This is a genomic window from Actinoplanes sp. NPDC000266 (assembly GCF_042899005.1).
Taxonomy (GTDB): Bacteria; Actinomycetota; Actinomycetes; order Mycobacteriales; family Micromonosporaceae; genus Actinoplanes.
Genome location: NZ_JBIAZI010000005.1, coordinates 262,388 through 282,257 on the forward strand (window position 1 = coordinate 262,388; position 19,870 = coordinate 282,257).

The following is a 19,870-nucleotide window of genomic DNA, read 5'->3' on the forward strand; positions in this document are numbered from 1 at the left end:
ATCTTGGGGAGACGAACTGTGGGCGAGCGGACAGAGACGTCGGCGCGCATGACCTCGCAACGGGAGAGCACGGACTCCGGCCACGCGCCGGTGACCGACGGCGCCTTCGCCCGCTGGCTGGCCGACCGGGCCGGCCAGGCGCTGCTCCAGGTGCGTGCGGAGATGGGGCACGGCGACGGCGCCGCCCTCAAGGCGGCCGGTGACAAGGCCGCGCACGACCTGATGAAGGCCGAGCTGGCGCGGTGGCGCCCGGCCGACGCGGTGCTGTCCGAGGAGGACGACCACGCCCGCGCGGCGTGGCGCGACGGCGAGCCGGGCAGCGTGCGCCCGGAGCGGCTGAACGCGGGCCGGGTCTGGATCGTCGACCCGCTCGACGGCACCCGGGAGTTCTCCGAGGAGGGGCGGTCCGACTGGGCCGTGCACGTGGCCCTCTGGACGGCCGACTGCGGCAGCCCGTCCTGCCTGGCCGCGGGCGCGGTCGCGATGCCCGCGCAGCACCGGACGATCGCCACCGACCATCCGCCGGCCTATCCGCCGCTGCCGCTGGAGTCGGCCACGGGCGGGCCGATCCGGATCGCGGCCAGCCGCACCCGTCCGCCGGCCTTTGTCACGACACTGGCCGAGGAGCTCGGGGCCGAGCTGGTGCCGATGGGCTCGGCCGGCGTGAAGATCGCGGCGGTGATCAACGGCGACGCCGACGCGTACGTCCACGCGGGCGGCCAGTACGAGTGGGACTCGGCCGCGCCGGTCGCTGTGGCGCTGGCCACGGGCCTGCACGCTTCCCGTATCGACGGTTCTACGCTGAGATACAACGAGGCCGACCCTAAGTTGCCGGACCTGGTGGTGTGCCGTAAGGATCTCGCTCCTCGGTTACTTGCAGCGTTGCAGCGTCACCTTCCGTCAAAATGACGGTTCCCCCTAGGTAACACAACAGCGCCGAAAAGCCGGAAAGGTCTGGAACCCACCGATGAGCCAGACAAAGCCGTACCGCGTCTCGCATCTCGATGCCCTCGAAGCCGAGGCCATCTTCGTCATGCGCGAGGTCATGGCCGAGTTCGAGCGTCCCGTCCTGCTGTTCTCCGGGGGCAAGGACTCGATCGTCATGCTGCGGCTGGCCGAGAAGGCCTTCGCCCCGGCCCGCATCCCCTTCCCCGTCATGCACGTCGACACGGGCCACAACTTCCCCGAGGTGCTCGACTACCGCGACACCCGGGTCGCCACCCTCGGCCTCAACCTGGTCGTGGCCAGCGTCCAGGAGGCGATCGACACCGGCCTGGTGCGCGAGCTGCCCGACGGCACGCGCAACCGCATCCAGACCCCGGTGCTGCTGGCCGCGGTCGAGAAATACCGCTTCGACGCCCTCTTCGGCGGCGCCCGCCGCGACGAGGAGAAGGCACGCGCCAAGGAGCGGATGTTCAGCTTCCGCGACGAGTTCGGCCAGTGGGACCCGAAGAACCAGCGGCCCGAGCTCTGGGCCCTCTACAACGGCCGGCACCACCCGGGCGAGTCGATCCGGGTGTTCCCGCTCTCCAACTGGACCGAGCTCGACATCTGGCACTACATCGCCAAGGAGCAGGTGCCGCTGCCGAGCATCTACTACGCGCACGACCGTGAGGTCGTGGAGCGGGGCGGGATGTTCTACGCGGTCAACGAGTTCATCCAGCTCAAGGACGGCGAGACGTCCGAGGTGCGCCGCGTCCGCTACCGCACGGTGGGCGACGCCTCGCAGACCGCGGCCGTGCTGTCCGAGGCCGACACGGTGGAGAAGGTGATCGACGAGGTCGCCGCGACCCGGATCACCGAGCGTGGCGCGACCCGCGGTGACGACAAGGTCAGCGAGGCCGCGATGGAAGACCGCAAGCGAGAGGGTTACTTCTGATGAGCCAGGCCGTCCTGGAGAACGAGACGGCGCCTTCGGCGCGCATGGACCTGTTGCGGTTCGCCACCGCCGGCAGCGTCGACGACGGCAAGTCCACCCTGATCGGGCGTCTTCTGTACGACACCAAGACCATCTTCGCCGACCAGCTGGAGGCCGTCGAGGCGGCCAGCGCGTCGCGCGGTGACGAATACACCAACCTGGCGCTGCTCACCGACGGCCTGCGGGCCGAGCGCGAACAGGGCATCACCATCGACGTGGCCTACCGCTACTTCGCCACGCCACGGCGCAAGTTCATCATCGCCGACACCCCGGGGCACATCCAGTACACCCGGAACATGGTCACCGGCGCCTCCACGGCCGACCTGGCGCTGATCCTTGTCGACGCGCGCAAGGGCCTGGTCGAGCAGTCCCGCCGGCACGCGTTCCTGACCTCGCTGCTGCGGGTGCCGCACCTAGTGCTCTGCATCAACAAGATGGACCTGGTCGACTGGGACAAGGCGGTCTACGACCGGATCGCCGACGAGTTCACCTCGTTCGCGGCCAAGCTCGAGATCACCGACCTGACGATCATCCCGGTGTCGGCGCTCAACGGCGACAACATCGCGTCGCGCTCGGAGAAGAGCCCCTGGTACGACGGCCCGTCGCTGCTGCACCACCTGGAGCACGTGCACATCGCCAGCGACCGCAACCTGGTCGACGTGCGCTTCCCGGTGCAGTACGTGATCCGCCCGCAGTCGACCACGGTCACCGACTACCGCGGCTACGCCGGTCAGGTCGCCTCGGGCGTGCTCAAGCCGGGCGACGACGTGATGGTGCTGCCGTCCGGCCTGACCAGCAAGATCGAGGCCATCGACACCGCGGACGGGCCGGTCGACGAGGCCTTCCCGCCGATGTCGGTCACGGTCCGGCTGGCCGACGAGATCGACATCTCGCGCGGCGACCTGATCTGCCGCCCGCACAACGCGCCGGCGGTCGCCCAGGACATCGAGGCGATGGTCTGCTGGATGGACGAGTCGGCGCCGCTGCGCGTCGGCGGCAAATACGCCATCAAGCACACCACGCGCTCGGCCCGGACCGTCGTGCGCGGCCTGCAGTACCGGCTGGACGTCAACACCCTGCACCGGGACGAGGCGGCCGGCGAGCTGAAGCTCAACGAGATCGGCCGGGTGCGCCTGCGCACCACCGTGCCGCTGCTCGCCGACGAATATCGTCGCAACCGCACCACCGGCGGCTTCATCCTGATCGACGAGAGCACCAACCGCACGGTCGGCGCCGGAATGATCATCGAAGCCCAGTAGTTCTTTCGAGGCCGCCCGGCATCGCCGGGCGGCCTCGAACGTTTCAACGTCGCCGTGGTGGCAGCAGCGTCGCCCAGACGACCTTTCCGGTACGGGTCGGCAGCGATCCCCACGCTGTCGCCGTGCCGTCCACGAGCCGCAGGCCGAGCCCGCGCTGGTCGAGGGGCCGGTCGCGGCGTACCCGGGCCGGCTTGATCAGACGCGGCGGGTCGGGGCAGAGATCGGCCACGTTCATGTGCAGACCGGGTCCGCGCAGGCTGACCACCACCGTCGTCTCGGTGCGGGCGTGCTCGACCGCGTTGGTGACCAGCTCCGACATGACGGTCCGGCTCGTGTGCAGCAGGTCGGGGAGATCCCAGGCCAGACAGGCGTCGCTGACCAGGTTGCGGGCCAGGCTGGGCGCCTCGGGGTCGGGCCGCAGCGTCAGGGTCAGGCGCTCGGTCAGCGGCAGCCGGCCGGCGATCGCCACCCGGGCCTGTCTGACCTTGGCGTAGACGGGCAGGTGGTTGCGGGCGCCGAGACGCTGGAGCCGGTCGGCCAGCGGCAGGTCGGGCGGGACGCAGAGGGCCAGCTGGACCGGCGGCTCCATGGTCGCGGCGGTGAGCCGGGCGGTGATCCAGGTCGGCGCGCTCCGCGCCTCGGGGTCCTCCAGGCCGGAGAGGTCCACGATGATCGCCTCGGGATGCCCGGCCAGGCACTTCTGGAGCCGGCTGGTGGTGCGCTGCCACAGCGCGCGGTCCCAGGGGCCGGCGACGGTCAGCAGGGCCACCGAGGCGTCGGGGTCACTCTCGACATGCACGACGGGCTCCTCGGCAAGCAGACACGCTGCGCTCATGGACATGCGGCCACGGTAATCGCGAACGCAGATCCTTTAGCCGGTGCTTAGCTCCGCCGGGTGATCGGACTTAAGTACTGCAACGTTGTATAGTCCACATTCGTGCCGCCGGGCCTCAAGGATGTCGCCGCGCGGGCCGGCGTGTCGATCAAGACGGTCTCCAATGTCGTCAACGGTTACGTGCACGTGGCCCCGGCGACGCGCGCCCGGGTGCAGGCCGCCATCGAGGCGCTCGGCTACGTGCCCAACATGGCCGCCCGTCAGCTGCGCAGCGGCCGTTCCGGGGTGATCGCCCTGGCCGTGCCCGAGCTCCAGTCGCCGTACTTCGCCGAGATCGCCGGCCTGATCGTGCAGGCGGCCGAGCAGCGTTCCTGGACCGTCCTGGTCGACCAGACCGACGGGCAGGCCGAGCGCGAGCGCAACCTGGTCGCCGGGCTGCGCCGGCACGCCATCGACGGGCTGATCTTCAGCCCTCTCGCCCTGGCCGGCGAGGAGCTGGCGGTGGAGAGCGGGACCCCGATGGTGCTACTGGGCGAGCGGGTGTGGCACGGGCCGGCCGATCACGTGGCGATCGACAACACCGCGGCCGCGGCCGACGCGACCCGCCATCTGGCCTCGCTCGGCCGCCGGCGGGTGGCCGCGATCGGCGTGCAGGACCGGCCCTCGGCCGTGACCGCCCACCAGCGGCTGGCCGGCTATCGGTCGGTGCTGGCCGAGGCCGGGCTGCCGAGCATCGAGACGCCGGTGGAGAGCTTCCACCGGGCCGACGGCGCGGCCGCGATGGCCCGCCTGCTGGACGGGGACGAGCCGCCGGACGCGGTCTTCTGCTTCAACGATCTGCTGGCCCTGGGCGCGATCCGCACGCTGCTGGAGCGTGGCCTGAACGTGCCCGGCGACGTCGCCGTGATCGGTTTCGACGACATCGAGGACGGCCGCTTCTCCACCCCGACGCTGAGCACGATCGCGCCGGACGCCCCGCGGATCGCCCAGCTCGCCGTGGACCTGCTGGCCGAGCGTCTGGCCGACGGCGCGGCCGCGAACGGCGCGCCGCGGGAGCTCCGCGTCGACCACCGCCTGGTGGTCCGCGAGAGCACGTCCGCCTGAACAAAGTTACGGCGTGATTTCAGAACGTTTACCGCCGTCTCTTTACAACGATGAATGCAACGTTGTAAAAACGTGGCATGGCAGTGGCGCACCTCACCCTCGATCCCGCCTTCTCCGTCGCACCGGTCGATCGCCGGCTCTTCGGCTCCTTCGTGGAGCACATGGGCCGCTGCGTCTACACGGGCATCTTCGAACCCGGCCACCCCACCGCCGACGACGACGGCCTGCGCGGCGACGTGCTCGAGCTGGTCCGCGAGCTCGGCGTCAGCACCGTGCGCTATCCGGGCGGCAACTTCGTCTCCGGCTATCGCTGGGAGGACGGCGTCGGCCCGCGCGGCGACCGTCCCCGGCGCCTCGACCTGGCCTGGCGGGCCCTGGAGAGCAACGCCTTCGGCCTCAACGAGTTCATGCGCTGGTCGAGCCTGGCCGGCGTCGAGCCGATGATGGCGGTCAACCTCGGCACCCGCGGCGTCGAGGCCGCGGCCGAGCTCGTCGAATATTGCAACCTGCCCGACGGCACGGCCGCCGCCGACCTGCGCCGCAAGCACGGCGTGGCCCGGCCGCACGACGTGAAGCTGTGGTGCCTGGGCAACGAGATGGACGGCCCGTGGCAGATCGGCAGCCTCACCGCCCTCGAGTACGGGCAGCTGGCGGCCCGGGCCGGGCACGCGATGAGGCGGGTCGACCCGAGCATCGAGCTGGTCGCGTGCGGCAGCTCCAACTCGGGCATGCCGACCTTCGCCTCATGGGAGGCCACGGTCCTCGAGCAGGCCTACGACCAGGTCGACTACATCTCGCTCCACAACTACTACGACCCGGAGAAGTACGACGAGGCCACCTTCCGGGCGTCCGCCGTCGACCTTGACGGGTTCATCGACAACGTGGTGGCCACGGCTGATTTCGTACGGGCCAAGCTGCGCCGCTCGAAGCGCATCAAGCTCTCGCTCGACGAGTGGAACGTCTGGTACCAGAGCCGCTTCACCGAGCCCGAGGACCGGGAGATCGAGGAGCTGCCGGCGCTGATCGAGGACGACTACAACGGCACCGACGCCATGGTGGTCGGCAACCTGCTGATCAGCATGCTGCGTCACGCCGACCGGCTGGCCGTCGGCTGCCAGGCCCAGCTGGTGAACGTCATCGCGCCGATCCGCACCGAGCCCGGCGGCCGGGCCTGGCGGCAGACCATCTTCCACCCGTTCGCGCACACCGCCCGGCTGGCCCGCGGCACCGTGCTGCGGCCCGCGCTGACCGCACCGTCGATGGACACCGGCCGCTACGGCGAGGTCCCCGCGGTCGACGCCGTCGCCACCCACGACGAGGAGACCGGCGCGCTCACGGTCTTCGTCGTCAACCGCGGCACCGAGCCGGTGCCGCTCGACCTCGATCTGCGCGCCTTCCCACGGCACCGCCTGGCGCGGCACTTCACGCTCACCGGCGAGACGGCTGTCTCCCCGGGGAACGAGCTCGTCCTCCCGCCCGTCTCCTGGCACGCCCTGTGCCTCACTCCCGAGGAGTCATAGTGAATCTTCAATTCTCCCGACGGGGCCTGCTCGGTCTCACCGCCGGCGCCGGCGGAGCCGTCCTGCTCAGCGCGTGCGGCGACAGTGGACCGAACGAGAAGGTCACCGGCGGTGGGCAGAACGCCGCGCCGGCGCCCACCGCGTACACCGGTCCGAACGTGGCCCTGGCCTTCTGGAACGGCTTCACCGGCGGCGACGGCCCGTTCATGAAGAAGCTGGTCGACCAGTTCAACACCGAGAACCCGAACATCAAGGTCTCGATGAACACGTACCAGTGGGCCGACTACTACCAGAAGGTGCCGGCCGCGGTCGCCACCGGCAACGGCCCCGACATCGGCATCATGCACGTCGACAACGTGGCCACCAACGCCGCCCGCGGCGTCATCCTGCCGCTGGAGGACCTGGCCAAGGCGCTGAACTTCAAGGCCGAGGACTTCTCGCCGCCGGTGTGGAACGCGGGCGTCTACAACAACACCCGCTACGCGATCCCGCTCGACGTGCACCCGCTCGGCTTCTTCTACAACAAGACGGTCATGGAGAAGGCCGGCCTCGACCCGTCGAAGCCGCCGACCACCAATGACGAATATCTCGACGCCCTCGACAAGATGAAGGCCAAGGGCATCCAGGGCGACTGGGTCACGCCGTTCGAGTTCACCGGCAGCATGCAGTTCCAGTCGCTGCTGTGGCAGTTCGGCGGCAACCTCTTCGACGAGCAGGCGACCAAGGCGCTCTTCGCCGAGCAGCCCGGCGTGCAGGCGCTGACCTGGATGACCGACCACATCAAGAACGGCTGGAGCCCCAAGAACGTGGCCCAGGACGCCGACCTCGTGTCCTTCCGCAACGGCAAGAACGCGTTCAACTGGAACGGCATCTGGACCATCAACACGCTCAAGGAGGACAAGAACCTCCAGTGGGGCGTGGCGCCGCTGCCGCAGATCGGCACGCAGAAGGCGGCCTGGGCCGGCTCGCACCAGTTCGTGCAGTTCAAGCAGAAGGCCAAGGACGACAACAAGCTGGCCGCGGGCAAGGTGTTCATCAACTGGATCAGCCAGCACTCGATCGAGTGGGCCAAGGGCGGTCAGGTGCCGGCCCGGGCCGAGATCCGGAACAGCGCCGAGTTCAAGGCGCTGCCGGAGCAGTCGGCGATCGGCTCGCAGATCGACGACCTGCACTTCCTGCCGCCGAAGCCGGGTATCGCGGAGGCCATGGCCACCGTGGTCACCGCGATCAACGAGGCTGTCCTGGGACGTAAGGAGCCGGCCAAGGCGCTGTCCGACGGCGCCGCCAAGGCCAACCAGCTCCTGGAGCAGAACGCGAAGAAGTATGGCGGCTGACCTGGCAGTCAAGGAGCAGACGAGGACGGAGTCGCGTGCCGGTGGCCGGATCAGGCGTACCGGCGCGCTCACCCCGTACCTCTTCGTTCTGCCGTACTTCGTGGTCTTCGCGACGTTCGTGCTGGCGCCGGCGGTCTACGGGCTGTGGATCAGCCTGCACGACTGGGACTATCTGCTGCCCGGCAAGCCGTTCGTGGGGCTCGACAACTACAAGGCGCTGTTCGACTCGAGCTCGGCCGTCTTCGGCTTCTTCTGGGAGAGCATGTCGGCGACCGGGATCTTCACGGTCCTCAGCGTGCCGTTGCTCCTGACCGTGCCGCTGGCCATCGCGTTGATGCTCAACCGCAGCTTCCCGGGTCGCACCTTCTTCCGGGCGGTCTACTTCGCGCCGTACGTCCTCGGCGTCGCGGTGATCGGTGTGCTCTGGCGATTCCTGCTCGACCCGAACCTGGGTGTGGTCAACGCGATCCTGCCCGGCAGCGCTCCGTGGACCACAGCCCTCCCCTGGGCCTGGGTCACGCTGGTGGGCGTCACGGTCTGGTGGACGCTCGGCTTCAACGCGGTGATCTACCTGGCCGGTCTCCAGGACATTCCGAAGGAGTTGTACGAGGCGGCCCGCATCGATGGCGGCGGTAAATGGGCCGAGTTCCGCCACGTGACGCTGCCCGGCCTGCGCCCGGTGCTGCTGTTCGTCACCGTCAACACGATCCTCGTGTCGGCCAACATGTTCGGGCAGTCGTACCTGATCACGCAGGGCGCGCCCGGCACCGAGACCCGCACCGCGATCATGTACATCGCCCAGGTCGGCCTGGCCGACTACAAGATGGGCAGCGCGGCCGCGATGAGCTATCTGCTGACCGTCGGCCTGCTGCTGATCAGTGCGATCGTGTTCCGCCTGTTCCGGGAGAAGGACACATGAGCCGCGTCAAGCCTGTCGCCTGGTACACCATCCTGATCGGACTCAGTCTGGTCTTCATCGCGCCGCTCGTGTGGATGTTGCTGACGGCCTTCAAGACGCCGGGCGAGGCGACCCGGGTGCCGCCGACGGTGTTCCCGCAGGAGCCCACCACGAGCGCGTTCGGCACGCTCATGGGCAACGATCAGACGCCGGTGCTGCGATGGTTCCTCAACAGCGTGCTGGCCGCGACCGGGCAGGCCCTGCTCGTGCTGGCGGTGGCCTCGATGGCCGCGTACGCCCTGGCCCGGCTGGAGTTCCGCTTCAAGCGGGCGATCTTCGGCATGATCATCGCGACGCTCTTCATCCCGAGCTTCGTGCTGATCATCCCGAACTTCCTGATTGTCGACCGGTTCGGCATGCTCGACACCCTCTGGGCGCTGATCATCCCGGGTGCGGCCGGCGCGTTCGGCGTCTTCTTCCTGCGGCAGTTCTTCCTGAGCCTGCCCCGGGAGCTGGAGGAGGCGGCGGTGATCGAGGGCGCCAACTCGTGGCAGATCTTCACGAAGGTGGTGCTGCCGCTGTCCAAGCCGGCCCTGGCCACCCTCGCGGTGATCAGCTTCCTGACCAACTGGAACGACTTCATCTGGCCGATCTACGTGCTGTTCAGCCCCGAACAGTTCACGCTGCCGCCCGGCCTGGCGATCCTCCAGGGCGCCTACACGATCAACTACCCGGTGATCATGGCGGGCGCGCTGGTGGCCAGCATTCCGGTGCTGCTGCTGTTCATGGTGGCGCAGCGCTACGTGATCGAGGGTGTCTCCCGCTCCGGCCTGAAAGGATGATCATGCGACGCCTGCTGGCCGCTGCGGCGGCCCTGCTCCTGCTGCCCGCCGTGACGGCCGCCGGAAAACCCGGCACCGGCCAGGCCGGAAAGCCCCGTCCGCAGAACCCCGTCTCGTCCTCCTTCGCCGACACCTTCGCCGATCCCGTGATCGTTCGCGGTGACGACGGGCTCTATTACGCCTTCGGGACGACGGACCCGCTGCGTGAGGGCGAGCGCACGCCCCATCGCATCCCGATCGCGCGCTCGGCGGATCTCACCCGCTGGGCCTATGCCGGCGACGCCTTCGGCGACGAACTGCCGCCGTACGCGGCGGCCGGCGCCTCCTTCTGGGCGCCCGACGTCCGCAAGATCGGCAACCGCTGGGTCATGTACGTGACCGTCACCGAGACGACCACCGCGCCCGGCGCCTCGGCCATCGGCGTGGCCACCGCGCCCAAGCCGACCGGCCCGTGGACCTTCGCACCCGAGCCGGCCGTGCCGCCGCGCGCGGCCCCGGACGGCGGCTGGTGGTGGACGTTCGACCCGTCCCAGCTCACCACGCCCGACGGCCGCAAATACCTGTACTACGGCAGCTACTTCGGCGGCATCTGGGTCAGCGAGCTCACCGCCGACGGCCTGCGGATCACCGGCACGCCGACGCGGGTCGCGATCGACAACAAGTTCGAGGGCGCGTACGTCGTCCGGCGTGACGGCTGGTACTACCTGTTCGCCTCCTCGGCCAACTGCTGCGCCGGCCCGACCACCGGATATTCCGTCTCGGTGGGGCGCTCGCGCAGCCCGCTCGGCCCGTTCACCGACCGCGACGGGCTGCGGCTCGACGTCTCCCGGGCCGGCGGCACCCCGGTCATCGCGCCGAACGGCAACCGCTGGGTCGGCACCGGCCACAACGGACTCGTCACCGATCGTTCCGGCCGGGACTGGTTGGTCTATCACGCGATCGACCGCGACGACCCCTATCTCGACGAGCCGTTCGGCGTCAACGAGCGCCCGATGCTGCTCGACCGTCTCGACTGGATCGGCGGCTGGCCCACGGTCAACCGCGGGGCCTGGGCCTCGGACGGGCCGAGCGGGACCGCCGTCACGCCGTCGCCGGGCCGTCTCCTGCCCGCGTACTCGGACGAGTTCGGCTCGCTCGGGGCCGGCTGGGACTTCGTACGACCGGACCCGGCCGTGACCACCGCCGGGGGAGCGCTGCGCTGGCCGGTGCAGGGCGCCGACCTGACCGGCACGTCCAACAACGCCGGGGTCCTGCTGCGTGACCCGCCGCCCGGCCGGTGGATCGCCGAGACGAAGCTGACGCTTCCGCTCGGCGAGGACACGGTGCGCAACTACCAGCAGGGCGGCCTCATCGCGTACGCGAACGACGATCTTTTCGCCCGGCTCAGCACGGTGGCGATCTGGAACACCCGGCAGGTCGAGTTCGGCAAGGAGATGCCGTACGCCGGCGCGCTGTCCTACGGAGGCACGATCGCCGGCACCCCCGGACTGGAGACCACGTGGCTGCGCCTGGCCCACCGGGTCGATCCGGTCAACGGCGAGCACGAGTACCGGGCCGGCGTCAGCCGTGACGGCAAGCGCTGGACGTGGGGCGGGGTGTGGACCCTGCCCGCCGGCAGCGCGCCCCGCGTCGGGCTGATCGCGCACGGCGGCGCCGAGCCGGCGGTCACCGCCTCGTTCGACTACCTCCGGTTCTACCGCTGGTGAGATGGTTGACGATCGCCGTGGTGGCGCTGCTCGCGGGCTGCACCACCACGGCGCCCACCCCCGAGGACAAAGTGGACACCTTCATCAATCCCGTGTTCGACCAGAACTTCCCCGATCCGGGCGCGCTTCTCGTCGACGGAACCTGGTACGCGTACGGAACCAACAACGCGACCGAGAACGTGCCCGTCCTGACCTCGGCCGACCTCGTGCACTGGACCGCCGCGGGCGACGCGCTGCCGCAGGTCGGCAAGTGGGCGTCGAAGGGGCACACCTGGGCGCCCGAGGTGATCGAGGGGCCGGACGGCACCTATCTGCTCTATTACACGGCCCGCTCGACCGGGACGAACGTCCAGTGCGTGGGTGTCGCCGTCGCGTCCGCGCCGGGCGGCCCGTTCGCCGACGACGCGGACGAGCCGCTGGTCTGCCAGGCCGGGGAGGGCGGCTCGATCGACGCCAGCCCCTATCTCGACGAGTCCGGCGGCCGCTGGCTCTACTGGAAGAACGACGGCAACGCGATCGGGCAGCCGACGTATCTGTACGGCGCCCGGCTCGATGCCTCCGGCGCCAGGATCGTGGGGGAGCGGACCCGGTTGCTGCGCAACGACGCCGACTGGGAGGCGCACGTCATCGAGGCGCCGCAGATGGTGCGGCACGACGGGAAGCTCTATCTCTTCTACTCGGCGAACGCGTTCGACGCCGACGCGTACGCCTTGGGCTACGCCACCTGTGACACTCCGCTGGGCCCGTGCCGCAAGGCGGCGGAGAACCCGATCCTGCGGTCGTCGGCCGCCGCGGCCGGTCCCGGACACGGCTTCCTCGTCACCCTGCCCGGCGGTGCGACCTGGATGCTCTACCACGCCTGGCCGGACGGCGCGGTGGGCAGCGTCGCGCCCGGCCGGCAGCTCTGGCTCGACCGGGTCGACTGGATCGACGGGCGCCCGGTGGTCAAGGGGCCGACGGCCGAGGCGCAGCCGGTTCCTTAGGACTCGTCCTTGTGGTGGTGGCGGCCCTCCGCCACTTCCTCGATCGCCTCGACGATCGAGCCGGTCAGGTCACCGGCCGGAACGGCGATGCTCTCGCCGTAGCCCTCGGCGGGCTCCCGCTCGGGCTGCGGCGCGGTGCCGTCCCCGGCGAAGCCGAACTCGTTGGGCTCGTCCTGCTCTGTTTCCCGTGGAGTGGTCATGCCCCTGCGCATACCCGCGGGGGCATGACCTGAAGCGTTGCTAGGCGGTGACGGCGGTCGCGCCCGGACCGGCCGTGACGGTCCAGCACGTGGGTGCCTTGAAACCCCTTTCGGCGTACGCCGCCTCGACCGCCCCGGTGGTCACATCGGCCTTGCCGGCCTCGATGAGGGCCAGGACGCAGCCACCGAAGCCGCCGCCGGTCATCCGGGCTCCGAGGGCGCCGGCCGCGATCGCGGCCTCGACCGCGACGTCGACCTGGGCCACGGTGATCTCGAAGTCGTCACGCATCGAGGCGTGGCCGGCCGTGAGCACCGGGCCGATCTCGCGGACGCGGCCCTCGCGCAGCAGGGCGACCGTGTCGAGCACCCGCTGGTCCTCGGTGACGATGTGGCGCACCCGGCGGCGCATCACGTCGTCGTCGAGGCGGGACAGCGCGCCGTCGAGCTCGGCCACCGAGACGTCGCGCAGCGCGGGGACGCCCAGGATGGCGGCCGCCTCCTCGCACGACTTGCGGCGAGCGCCGTATTCGCCGTCGACGTGCTGGTGCGGGGCGTTGCTGTTGATGACCAGGATGGCCAGGCCCTCGGCGGCCAGGTCGAACGGGATCTGGTCGACCTCGAACGAGCGGCAGTCCAGGAAGAGGGCCTTGCCCTCCTGACAGCGGATCGACGCCGACTGGTCCATGATGCCGGTCGGCGCGCCCACGTAGACGTTCTCCGCCCGCTGGGCGATCGACGGGCGCCGGTCGAGCGGAACCTCGAGGCCGCCCAGGTCGATCAGCGCGGTCAGCACGGCCGACTCGAGGGCGGCCGACGACGACAGGCCGGAGCCGAGCGGCACCTCGGAGGCGAGCGCGATGGTCGCGCCGGGCACCTCGTGGCCGTCCTCGGCCAGGGCCCAGACGACGCCGGCCACGTAGGCGGCCCAGCCGGTGACCTCGCCGGGCTGGGTCAGCCCGAAGGTGACGGCCTCGTCGGTGAAGGTGGAGCAGACGGTCCACTCGCCGGCCGGAGCCAGGCTGGCCGCGGCCACGGTGCGCTGCGGCAGGGCGAACGGCAGCACGAAGCCGTCGTTGTAGTCGGTGTGCTCGCCGATCAGGTTGACCCGGCCGGGAGCGGCCCAGAGACCTTCGGGCTCGGCGCCGAACTGCTTGCGGTACGCCTCTACGGCGTCGTTGATGACACTCACAGCACATGCTTTCGGTAGAAGGTCCACGCGTCGCCGATCATGTCCTGGAGCGTGTTCTTCTCCGGGACCCAGCCCAGGTCCTCGCGGGCGCGGGCCGACGAGGCGACCAGGGTGGCCGGGTCGCCCTCGCGGCGCGGGGCGATCTCGACCGGCAGCTCGGCCCCGGTGACCTCGCGGGCCGCCTCGACGATCTGGCGGTTGGAGAAGCCGGTGCCGTTGCCCAGGTTGTAGATGCGGTGCTCGCCCGGGGTGGCGGCGTCCAGCGCCAGCAGGTGGGCCCGGGCCAGATCTTCCACGTGGATGTAGTCGCGCACGCAGGTGCCGTCGGGCGTCGGGTAGTCGTCGCCGAACAGCTGGAGCTTGTCGCGCTTGCCGGCCGCGGCCTGGAGCGTGATCGGGATCAGGTGGGTCTCGGGGTCGTGACGTTCGCCGATCTCGTGGCCGTCGCGGATGTAGGCTCCGGCGACGTTGAAGTAGCGCAGCGAGACCGCGGCGAGGTTGTGCGCGAACGTCTCCGAGGTGAGCGCGTAGTCGAACGCCAGCTTGGTGGCGCCGTACGTGTTCGTGGGGGCCTTGGCCGCGTTCTCGGTGATCGGCAGCTCGACCGGGTTGCCGTAGACGGCGGCGGTGGAGGAGAAGATGACCCGCGGCACCCGGGCGGCGCGGATCGCGTCGAGCAGGGCCAGCGACTTCACCACGTTGTCGTGCCAGTACAGCTCGGGCTTGCTCATCGACTCGCCGGCCTGGATGAGCCCGGCGAAGTGCAGCACCGCGTCGAAGCCGGCCTCGGGGGTCAGCACCTGTGCGGCGTCGGCGATGTCGGCCTGGACGAAGGTGGCGTCGGGCGCGACGGCCTCACGGAAGCCCCGGACCAGACTGTCCAGGACCACTACCTCGTGGCCGGCGTCGAGCAGCAGGCGGCTGGTGATGCTGCCTACGTAGCCGGCACCCCCGGTGACGAGCAGTTTCACGGTGTGGTTCCCCTTAGCTGGGCTTGTCAGTCAAGCCTACGTTCCATCACTTTCGCTCAAAAGTCAACAGGTTCGAACATGCGGCGGGTGCCACCGGGGTGTTCGCGGTCCGGCCTTGCGGGCTGACACAATGGGCCCATGTCCGATCTCGCCCGTCGCCCGCGCGTGCTTTCCGGCATTCAGCCGACCGCCGACTCGTTCCACCTCGGCAACTACCTCGGCGCGGTGCGCAACTGGGTGGCGATGCAGGAGACCCACGACGCGTACTACTGCGTCGTCGACCTGCACGCGATCACGATGGGCCACGACCCGGCCGCCCTGCGAGCCCGCAGCCGCATCTCGGCCGCGCAGCTGCTCGCCGTCGGGCTCGACCCGGAGCGCTGCACGCTCTTCATCCAGTCCCACGTGCCCGAGCACGCGCAGCTCGGCTGGGTGCTCAGCTGCATCACCGGCTTCGGCGAGGCCGGCCGGATGGTCCAGTTCAAGGACAAGTCGGCCAAGGCCGCCGACACCACCACCGTCGGCCTGTTCACCTATCCGATCCTCCAGGCGGCCGACATCCTGCTCTACCAGGCCGACCAGGTGCCGGTGGGCGAGGACCAGCGGCAGCACCTCGAGCTGACCCGCGACCTGGCCCAGCGGTACAACTCCCGCTTCGGCAAGACGTTCACGGTCCCCTCGGCGTACATCGTCAAGGACACCGCGAAGATCACCGACCTCCAGGACCCGACGGCCAAGATGTCGAAGTCGGCCTCCTCGCCCAACGGCATCATCGAGCTGCTGGAAGACCCGGCCCGCTCGGCCAAGAAGATCAAGTCGGCGGTCACCGACACCGGGCGCGAGATCCTCTACGACGAGGAGAACAAGCCGGGCGTCAGCAACCTGCTCACCATCTACGCCGCGCTCACCGCGCGGACCATAGACGAACTGCTCGAGCAGTACGAGGGACGCGGTTACGGCGACCTCAAGAAGGACCTGGCCGAGATCGTGGTCGAGTTCGTCAAGCCGATCCAGGAGCGCACCAGGGCCTATCTCGACGACCCCGGATATCTCGACAAGGTGCTCGCGATCGGCGCTGAGAAGGCCCGCTCGGTCGCGTCGGTGACGCTCGCCGAGGCGTACAAGAACATCGGTTTCCTGGCCCCGGCACGCGAGATCTGACCGCTGTGTCGGACCCCCATCCAACCACCCCGCCGCCGCCCTTGACCGGACTGAAGGCTCCCCTCTTTACCAAGATCGGCGTCGCGATCGACATCCCCGAGCCCTGGGGCGAGCAGCTGACTCGCCGCCGGGCCGAGGCGGGCGATCCGCAGGCGGCGTACACCCCGGCCCACGTGACGCTGCTGGGGCCGACCGAGGTGCGCACCGAGGCGCTGCCGTCGATCGAGCGCCATCTGGAGAAGGTGGCGGCGGCCCAGCCGCCGTTCACCATCCACCTGCGCGGCACCGGCACGTTCCGGCCGATCACCGAGGTGGTCTTCGTGACGCTGGCCGTCGGCATCAGCGAATGCGAGCTGCTGGCCGAGGCGATCACGTCGTCCGACGAGGTCAACCGCGATTCCCGGTTCCCCTATCACCCGCACGTGACGATCGCTCAGGACGTGCCGGCCGAGGCGCTGGACGCGGCGTTCGACGATCTGGCCGGATTCTCGGCGAAGTTTCCGGTGCCGGCCTTCACGCTGTTCTCGCACGGCGGCGAAGGCCCGTGGAAACGCCGCCGCGACTACCCGTTGGGCACCTAGTTTTTCCGCTACCTTCAGCGCGTGAATCCGATCGATCGGGCGTACGACACCGCGGAGATGCAGATTCTCCGGTTGCGCCGGCGCTCGAAATATTTCGATCACCTCAGCCGGGCCCTGCTGCGTTTCTGGGAGGCGCAGGGTGGGCGGCTGGCCGCGGCCATCGCGTACTACGGCTTCTTCGCGGTCTTCGCGCTGCTCCTGATCGGCTATTCGATCTTCGGCATCCTGCTCGACAACAACAAGGAGCTGTTCGAGGTCGTCAGCGACTTCCTCCGGCAGAATCTGCCCTTCCTCGACGTGCCGGCCATCCTGGCCAGCGGCAAGACGGTCGGCATCGTGGGCATCATCGGCCTGACCTTCACCGGCATCGCCTGGGTCGAGGCGATCCGCTCGTCGCAGCGGCTGATCTGGCGCCTCAACGAGCAGCCCGGCTACATCGGGGTGCGGCAGGCGCTCGACCTGCTGGTGCTGCTCGGCATCCTGGCGCTGCTCGCGCTGAGCCAGCTCGCCGTCTACGGCCTGGAGAAGCTGCTGGCCTGGATGGCCGACGGCATCGTGCAGTCCACGGTGAGCTGGATACTCACCGTGGCGGTCAACATGTTGCTCGCGGCGGCTCTGCTGGCCGCGGTGCCGAGGCTGCGGATGACGGTGCGGCGGATGGCTCCGCCGGTCGTGCAAGTCGGCATCGGTGTGACATTGCTCAACACGGTGGGCAAGTCCTTCGTCGGCCTGGTGCAGCGCAACCCGGCCTACGGACTCGTCGGCTCGGCCGTCGGCGTGCTGGTCTACCTGTACGTCTTCAATCAGCTGCTGCTCTTCGGGGCGGCCTGGGCGGCGACCAGCCCGCACGGCCGCGTGATCGACCTGTCAGCTGACGATAAAAGTGCTCCCGTGGGGCAAAATACCTGGATTCGGCACAGCCGCCCGGAATGATGTGCCCGTGGGCACTCTCGTGACGCTCGACCTGCCCGCCGGATCGCCGGTGGCCGACCTTCCCTGGGTCATCACCATCGGCGCGCTCGGCGACGAGGAGGACTGGGAACCCGTGGTCTGCGGGCCGTACGAACGCGCGCACGCGCTCGCCCTGGCCCAGGCCGTCGTGGCCGACGAGGACCTGCTGGCCGTGGTGGAGCCGCTGCTGCCCCGTCCCGACGCCGAGGCCATCCGGGAGGAGATCGCGCTGGCCCGGGCCGTGGCCGAGGCGCCTCCCGAGGAGCAGGACCAGGAGGAGTACGAGACCCGGCGGGTACGCCCGGGCCGCCCGCCCACCGAGGCCGAGGTGCGCGAGGGATGGTCACGGATAGCGGCCCGGCTGTCCGTCCCTACCGGTTGAACAGCTCCCGGATCCCGCGCATGTAGGTCTCCTTGTCTGGCCCGCCGGTGAGCAGCCGTTGCAGGGCGTATCCCGGCACGAGCGAGTAGTACGCGCTGGTCACGCCCTCGACGTCGGTGCCCGGGGGCAGCTCGCCGCTCTCCACCGCGTTCTCGACCAGCACCTGGAAGGCCTTGCGCAGCGTCGTGTAGCGGTCGTGGGCGATGCCGGCGATGGCCGGGTCGATGGAGGCCTCGGCCCAGACCTGGAGCGCGATCGGCAGGTGGCCGCCCGGCAGCATCTGGACCTCGATGACCTCCAGGATCGCCTCCATCGACTCGGCCAGTGTCAGCCGCCGGTCGGCCACGGCGTTGATCCGCTGGAGGATGTCGCCGGTGACCGTCTCGGCGATGGCGGCGATGATCTCGTCCTTGGACTTGAAGTAGCGGTAGACCGCGCCGACCGAGAGCCCGGCCTCCTTGATCAGGTCCTGCATCGACGTGTTGTGCAGCCCTTTGGTCACGAAGCAGGCGCGGGCGGCCTCGAGGATCTGCCGCCGGCGCGCGTTGAGGTGTTCTTCCGATACGCGTGGCACGTCCCACAGTATAAAACGAACGCTCATTCTTGACACGATCTTGTTTCTGGGAGCACCCTGTGAAGGCAAATAGAATGAGTGTTCGTTTTAGGAGACAGAGATGCGACGCAACGCCATCACCCTCGGCGTGCTCATCGCGGTCGCGGTGGTCGCCGTCCAAGCCCTGCTCGTCCCGCTCTTCGCCGCGCCCGCGGCCAACCTGGCCCCGCGCGACCTGCCGATCGCGGTGGCCGGCCCGCCCGCCATCGCGGCCCAGCTCGAGTCCGGCCACCCCGGCGCCTTCGAGATCACGACGGTGGCTGACGCCGCCGCGGCCGACGCCGCCATCAAGGACCGCGACGTCTACGGCGCGGTGATCGTCACCGCGGCCGGCCCGGAGGTGCACGTCGCCTCGGGCGCCTCGCCCACCGTGGCGACCCTCCTGAGTCAGGCCGCGGCCGCACTCGGCGCCCAGCCCGCCGGTTCCACCGCGGCCGGTGCCGGTGGGGCTGTCGTCAAGGATGTCGTGCCGCTTGATGTCGACGACCCGCGTGGGGCCGGGTTCGGGGCCGCCTTCCTGCCGCTCGCGATCACCAGCATGATCGCCGGCATCATGGTCTTCCTGCTGCTCAAGCACCGCACGGCCCGGGTGGTCGGCCTGCTCGCCTACGGCGCCCTGGCCGGTCTCGGTGCCGCCGCCGTCCAGCAGTTCTGGCTCGGCATCGTGCCGGGTGACTACCTGGCCGTGGCCGGGGCGCTCGGGCTGTTCGCGCTCGGTATGTCGGCCGCCGTGGCCGGTCTGGCGGCGCTGCTCGGCGAGCCCGGCATCGGCCTCGGCGCGCTCACGTTCTTCCTGGTCGGCAACGCGATCTCCGGCATCTCGGCGGCGCCCGAACTGCTGCCCCAGCCCTGGGGCGCCGTCGGGCAGTGGCTGCCGATCGGCGCCGGCGGGTCGTTGCTGCGCTCGGCCTCCTACTTCGACGGCCACGGCGCGAGCTTCCCGGTCGCGGTGCTCACGGCGTACGCCATCGGGGGTCTGGTCCTGGTGTTGATCGGCCGCAAGCGGCTCGGGACGGCCGGGGCGGAGGCCGTCGAGGAGACCGCGACCTCACCCGAGCTGGTCCCGGCGAGGTGAGCGCGGGCCCGCTGCGATAGTGGGCGCATGGTGATCTCGCGGCGATGGGCGGTCTTCCTGACGGCGGTCGGGGTGTGGACCTGGGTGATCTGGCCCCGGTTCGGCCTGGCGATCTGGCAGGACGACCGCTCCTTCGCCGACGGGCGGCCGACGTCCTTCCTGATCGTCCACGCCGTGTTGATCGTCACTTCGCTGGCGGTCGGCACGGCCGTCGGCGTCCTCGGAATTCGGGCATGGCGGACTTCCCGCAAGTTGTCCGCTGTCGCGGCCGGTGCGCCGAAAGATTAAGTGCTTGTTACGACCCGGGCCGGGAATTTGCCGCAGTATCGGATCTAAGCGACGGCCAGT

At 69.9% G+C, this 19,870-nt stretch carries 21 protein-coding genes; 16 read left to right on the forward strand and 5 right to left on the reverse strand.

Features of this window, described 5'->3' with window-relative positions; all coding sequences use genetic code 11:
• The first annotated feature begins 48 nt into the window (after nt 1-48).
• Genes ACFY36_RS21770 through cysN form a run of 3 tightly spaced genes read left to right on the forward strand, consistent with a single transcriptional unit; the run spans nt 49 to nt 3,177 of the window.
• A complete protein-coding gene (locus ACFY36_RS21770; protein WP_499748197.1) occupies nt 49-909 on the forward strand; it encodes a 3'(2'),5'-bisphosphate nucleotidase CysQ in 861 nt (286 codons plus the stop codon).
• Nucleotides 910-967: 58 nt separating this feature from the next.
• Nucleotides 968-1,879 (forward strand): sulfate adenylyltransferase subunit CysD, encoded by a 912-nt coding sequence (gene cysD / locus ACFY36_RS21775; protein ID WP_499747786.1) that lies wholly within the window; start codon nt 968-970, stop codon nt 1,877-1,879.
• A complete protein-coding gene (gene cysN, locus ACFY36_RS21780; protein ID WP_499747787.1) occupies nt 1,879-3,177 on the forward strand; it encodes a sulfate adenylyltransferase subunit CysN in 1,299 nt (432 codons plus the stop codon). The genes cysD and cysN overlap by 1 nt, the downstream gene beginning before the upstream one ends.
• A 43-nt stretch (nt 3,178-3,220) precedes the next feature.
• Here the strand turns inward: cysN and ACFY36_RS21785 are convergent, their stop codons facing one another.
• The gene (locus tag ACFY36_RS21785; RefSeq protein ID WP_499747788.1) at nt 3,221-4,018 is read right to left on the reverse strand and encodes an ATP-binding protein; all 798 of its coding nucleotides are present in this window, start codon (nt 4,016-4,018) and stop codon (nt 3,221-3,223) included.
• Nucleotides 4,019-4,114: 96 nt separating this feature from the next.
• Here ACFY36_RS21785 and ACFY36_RS21790 point away from each other — a divergent pair, with 96 nt between their 5' ends.
• From ACFY36_RS21790 to ACFY36_RS21820, 7 genes are all read left to right on the forward strand, one after another.
• Entirely contained in the window at nt 4,115-5,116 is a 1,002-nt protein-coding gene (locus ACFY36_RS21790) for a LacI family DNA-binding transcriptional regulator (RefSeq protein ID WP_499747789.1), read from the forward strand.
• Between the two features lie 77 nt (nt 5,117-5,193).
• Nucleotides 5,194-6,636, forward strand: coding sequence for an arabinosylfuranosidase ArfA (gene arfA / locus ACFY36_RS21795; RefSeq protein ID WP_499747790.1), 1,443 nt, complete (start codon nt 5,194-5,196; stop codon nt 6,634-6,636).
• Nucleotides 6,636-7,970, forward strand: a complete 1,335-nt coding sequence (locus tag ACFY36_RS21800; RefSeq protein ID WP_499747791.1) for an ABC transporter substrate-binding protein — start codon at nt 6,636-6,638, stop codon at nt 7,968-7,970. Before arfA ends, ACFY36_RS21800 begins: the two co-directional genes overlap by 1 nt.
• Nucleotides 7,960-8,889: a carbohydrate ABC transporter permease gene (locus ACFY36_RS21805; RefSeq protein ID WP_499747792.1), complete on the forward strand. Its 930-nt coding sequence runs from the start codon at nt 7,960-7,962 to the stop codon at nt 8,887-8,889. Before ACFY36_RS21800 ends, ACFY36_RS21805 begins: the two co-directional genes overlap by 11 nt.
• Complete coding sequence (locus ACFY36_RS21810; RefSeq protein WP_499747793.1) at nt 8,886-9,710, forward strand: carbohydrate ABC transporter permease; 825 nt, start codon at nt 8,886-8,888, stop codon at nt 9,708-9,710. The genes ACFY36_RS21805 and ACFY36_RS21810 overlap by 4 nt, the downstream gene beginning before the upstream one ends.
• Before the next feature lie 2 nt (nt 9,711-9,712).
• Nucleotides 9,713-11,416 (forward strand): family 43 glycosylhydrolase, encoded by a 1,704-nt coding sequence (locus ACFY36_RS21815; protein WP_499747794.1) that lies wholly within the window; start codon nt 9,713-9,715, stop codon nt 11,414-11,416.
• Nucleotides 11,413-12,399: a glycoside hydrolase family 43 protein gene (locus tag ACFY36_RS21820; protein ID WP_499747795.1), complete on the forward strand. Its 987-nt coding sequence runs from the start codon at nt 11,413-11,415 to the stop codon at nt 12,397-12,399. The genes ACFY36_RS21815 and ACFY36_RS21820 overlap by 4 nt, the downstream gene beginning before the upstream one ends.
• Here the strand turns inward: ACFY36_RS21820 and ACFY36_RS21825 are convergent.
• From ACFY36_RS21825 to galE, 3 genes are read right to left on the reverse strand one after another with little or no spacing between them, the layout of a single operon-like run.
• The gene (locus ACFY36_RS21825; RefSeq protein ID WP_203768406.1) at nt 12,396-12,599 is read right to left on the reverse strand and encodes a hypothetical protein; all 204 of its coding nucleotides are present in this window, start codon (nt 12,597-12,599) and stop codon (nt 12,396-12,398) included. The two genes, ACFY36_RS21820 and ACFY36_RS21825, sit on opposite strands and share 4 nt — an antisense overlap.
• 40 nt (nt 12,600-12,639) lie before the next feature.
• A complete protein-coding gene (gene galK, locus ACFY36_RS21830; protein WP_499747796.1) occupies nt 12,640-13,788 on the reverse strand; it encodes a galactokinase in 1,149 nt (382 codons plus the stop codon).
• A complete protein-coding gene (galE, locus tag ACFY36_RS21835) occupies nt 13,785-14,759 on the reverse strand; it encodes a UDP-glucose 4-epimerase GalE (protein ID WP_499747797.1) in 975 nt (324 codons plus the stop codon). Before galE ends, galK begins: the two co-directional genes overlap by 4 nt.
• A 138-nt stretch (nt 14,760-14,897) precedes the next feature.
• Between galE and trpS the strand changes: the two genes are divergently transcribed.
• From trpS to ACFY36_RS21855, 4 genes are read left to right on the forward strand one after another with little or no spacing between them, the layout of a single operon-like run.
• Complete coding sequence (trpS, locus tag ACFY36_RS21840; protein WP_499747798.1) at nt 14,898-15,920, forward strand: tryptophan--tRNA ligase; 1,023 nt, start codon at nt 14,898-14,900, stop codon at nt 15,918-15,920.
• Nucleotides 15,921-15,961: 41 nt separating this feature from the next.
• Nucleotides 15,962-16,501: a 2'-5' RNA ligase family protein gene (locus ACFY36_RS21845; RefSeq protein ID WP_499747799.1), complete on the forward strand. Its 540-nt coding sequence runs from the start codon at nt 15,962-15,964 to the stop codon at nt 16,499-16,501.
• 21 nt (nt 16,502-16,522) lie between these two features.
• Nucleotides 16,523-17,434: a YihY/virulence factor BrkB family protein gene (locus ACFY36_RS21850; protein WP_499747800.1), complete on the forward strand. Its 912-nt coding sequence runs from the start codon at nt 16,523-16,525 to the stop codon at nt 17,432-17,434.
• A 7-nt stretch (nt 17,435-17,441) separates the two neighbouring features.
• Entirely contained in the window at nt 17,442-17,834 is a 393-nt protein-coding gene (locus tag ACFY36_RS21855; protein ID WP_499747801.1) for a hypothetical protein, read from the forward strand.
• On the opposite strand, the gene ACFY36_RS21860 is transcribed toward ACFY36_RS21855, so the two are convergent.
• Nucleotides 17,824-18,408 carry a TetR/AcrR family transcriptional regulator gene (locus tag ACFY36_RS21860; RefSeq protein ID WP_499747802.1) on the reverse strand — a complete coding sequence of 195 codons (585 nt, stop codon included), beginning with the start codon at nt 18,406-18,408 and terminating at the stop codon, nt 17,824-17,826. The genes ACFY36_RS21855 and ACFY36_RS21860 overlap by 11 nt on opposite strands.
• Nucleotides 18,409-18,508: 100 nt before the next feature.
• Here ACFY36_RS21860 and ACFY36_RS21865 point away from each other — a divergent pair, with 100 nt between their 5' ends.
• Together ACFY36_RS21865 and ACFY36_RS21870 are read left to right on the forward strand one after the other, a co-directional pair.
• Nucleotides 18,509-19,522, forward strand: coding sequence for a hypothetical protein (locus ACFY36_RS21865; RefSeq protein WP_499747803.1), 1,014 nt, complete (start codon nt 18,509-18,511; stop codon nt 19,520-19,522).
• Nucleotides 19,523-19,549: 27 nt separating this feature from the next.
• Nucleotides 19,550-19,810 (forward strand): SCO4848 family membrane protein, encoded by a 261-nt coding sequence (locus ACFY36_RS21870; protein ID WP_498655532.1) that lies wholly within the window; start codon nt 19,550-19,552, stop codon nt 19,808-19,810.
• Nucleotides 19,811-19,870: the final 60 nt, after the last annotated feature.

What these genes read in the sequence shown, in the direction of transcription:
- ACFY36_RS21785 (WP_499747788.1), bottom strand. Translation starts at nt 4,018, where the DNA reads ATGTCCATGAGCGCAGCGTGTCTGCTTGCCGAGGAGCCCGTCGTGCAT.
- cysN (WP_499747787.1), top strand. Translation starts at nt 1,879, where the DNA reads ATGAGCCAGGCCGTCCTGGAGAACGAGACGGCGCCTTCGGCGCGCATG.
- ACFY36_RS21825 (WP_203768406.1), bottom strand. Translation starts at nt 12,599, where the DNA reads ATGACCACTCCACGGGAAACAGAGCAGGACGAGCCCAACGAGTTCGGC.
- ACFY36_RS21870 (WP_498655532.1), top strand. Translation starts at nt 19,550, where the DNA reads ATGGTGATCTCGCGGCGATGGGCGGTCTTCCTGACGGCGGTCGGGGTG.
- cysD (WP_499747786.1), top strand. Translation starts at nt 968, where the DNA reads ATGAGCCAGACAAAGCCGTACCGCGTCTCGCATCTCGATGCCCTCGAA.
- ACFY36_RS21865 (WP_499747803.1), top strand. Translation starts at nt 18,509, where the DNA reads ATGCGACGCAACGCCATCACCCTCGGCGTGCTCATCGCGGTCGCGGTG.
- trpS (WP_499747798.1), top strand. Translation starts at nt 14,898, where the DNA reads ATGTCCGATCTCGCCCGTCGCCCGCGCGTGCTTTCCGGCATTCAGCCG.
- ACFY36_RS21810 (WP_499747793.1), top strand. Translation starts at nt 8,886, where the DNA reads ATGAGCCGCGTCAAGCCTGTCGCCTGGTACACCATCCTGATCGGACTC.
- ACFY36_RS21815 (WP_499747794.1), top strand. Translation starts at nt 9,713, where the DNA reads ATGCGACGCCTGCTGGCCGCTGCGGCGGCCCTGCTCCTGCTGCCCGCC.
- ACFY36_RS21805 (WP_499747792.1), top strand. Translation starts at nt 7,960, where the DNA reads ATGGCGGCTGACCTGGCAGTCAAGGAGCAGACGAGGACGGAGTCGCGT.
- arfA (WP_499747790.1), top strand. Translation starts at nt 5,194, where the DNA reads ATGGCAGTGGCGCACCTCACCCTCGATCCCGCCTTCTCCGTCGCACCG.
- ACFY36_RS21770 (WP_499748197.1), top strand. Translation starts at nt 49, where the DNA reads ATGACCTCGCAACGGGAGAGCACGGACTCCGGCCACGCGCCGGTGACC.